At 55.8% G+C, this 1,403-nt stretch carries 1 protein-coding gene; it reads right to left on the reverse strand.

Annotation, left to right across the window (positions count from 1 at the left end; all coding sequences use genetic code 11):
* Positions 1–13: 13 nt before the first annotated feature.
* Positions 14–1,403 (reverse strand): cbb3-type cytochrome c oxidase subunit I (locus F6K13_RS33180; protein WP_287289932.1); only part of this gene is annotated, 1,390 nt, incomplete at its 5' end.

Below are 1,403 nucleotides of genomic sequence, written 5' to 3' on the forward strand. Positions count from 1 at the left end.
CGGATTTCCCTCCTTAGCAAGGGGGGACTAAGGGGGGTGATGCAAGATCTTGAGCTACTGAGCTATTTCCAAAACCCTGCACCAGCGGTTCATCGCTGCCGTAGCCGTAGGGACCGGAGACCACCACAGGAATTTCGTCAAAGTTCTCGTGGGGAGGGGGAGAGGCCACTAGCCATTCCAGACCGATCGCCCGCCAGGGATTGGCTCCAGCGCGATCGCCCAGGATCCAAGAACTCAGCACATTTAGAAGAAACGGCACGATGGAAACCCCTAGCAGGAATCCGCCCAAGCTAGCAATCACATTCCAAAAGGCAAACTCCGGGTCATAGGACGCTACCCGCCGAGGCATTCCCTGTAAGCCCAACGGATGCATGGGCAGAAAAATCAGGTTAACGCCTAAAAACGTCAGCAAAAAGTGCAGCTTGCCCAGTCCTTCGTAATACATCCGGCCCGTCATTTTGGGGAACCAGTGGTAGATGGCGGCGAAAAACCCCATGACCACAGCCCCATTAATCACATAGTGAAAATGACCCACCACAAAATAAGTATTGTTGACGTGAATATCGAAGGGGGCAGAGGCCAGCATTACCCCCGTAATCCCGGCGAACAAAAAGGTGAACAATCCCCCCAATGCAAAGAGCATGGCCGAGGTCAGCCTCAACTTGCCACCCCACACCGTCGCCACCCAGGCAAAGACCTTAATCCCTGTAGGAACGGCGATCGCCATGGTGGTGAACATAAACAGCATCCGCATCCACCCAGCGGTCCCGCTAGCAAACATATGGTGGACCCAAACGATAGCGCTGAGTCCAGTGATGATCAACGAGGACAAGGCCACAACTTTATAGCCAAATAGGGGCTTGCGGGCATACACCGGAAACACTTCTGAGAACACGCCAAAGATGGGCAAGACAATCACATACACTGCGGGATGAGAGTAGAACCAAAAGAAGTGCTGGTACAGGACCGGATCGCCGCCCCGACTGGGCTCAAAAAAGGCGGTGCCCACGGTCAGATCGCACAGCAGCATTACCGCGCCTGCGGTCAGTGCAGGCAGACCAAAGAGCTGGATAATTTGGGCCGACAGCACGGTCCAGCAGAAGGCAGGCATTTTGAACCAGCCCATCCCCGGTGCCCGCATCCTGAAGATCGTAGAGACCACATTGACGGCCCCCATAATCGACGATACCCCGGACAGGGCCACCGCCAGCAGCCACAGCGACTGCCCGTTAATCAGATTGCCCGTGGGATTTTGCAAACTGACGGGGGGATAGGCCCACCAGCCCGACTGGGACGGACCACCAGGGACAAAAAAGCTGGCGATTAGAATCACTCCAAACACAGGCACTAGCCAAAAGGCGGCGGCATTCAACCGGGGAAATGCCATATCCCGCGCCCCGATC

This window comes from Okeania sp. SIO2B9, from assembly GCF_010672505.1.
In the GTDB taxonomy this organism is placed as follows: domain Bacteria; phylum Cyanobacteriota; class Cyanobacteriia; order Cyanobacteriales; family Microcoleaceae; genus Okeania; species Okeania hirsuta.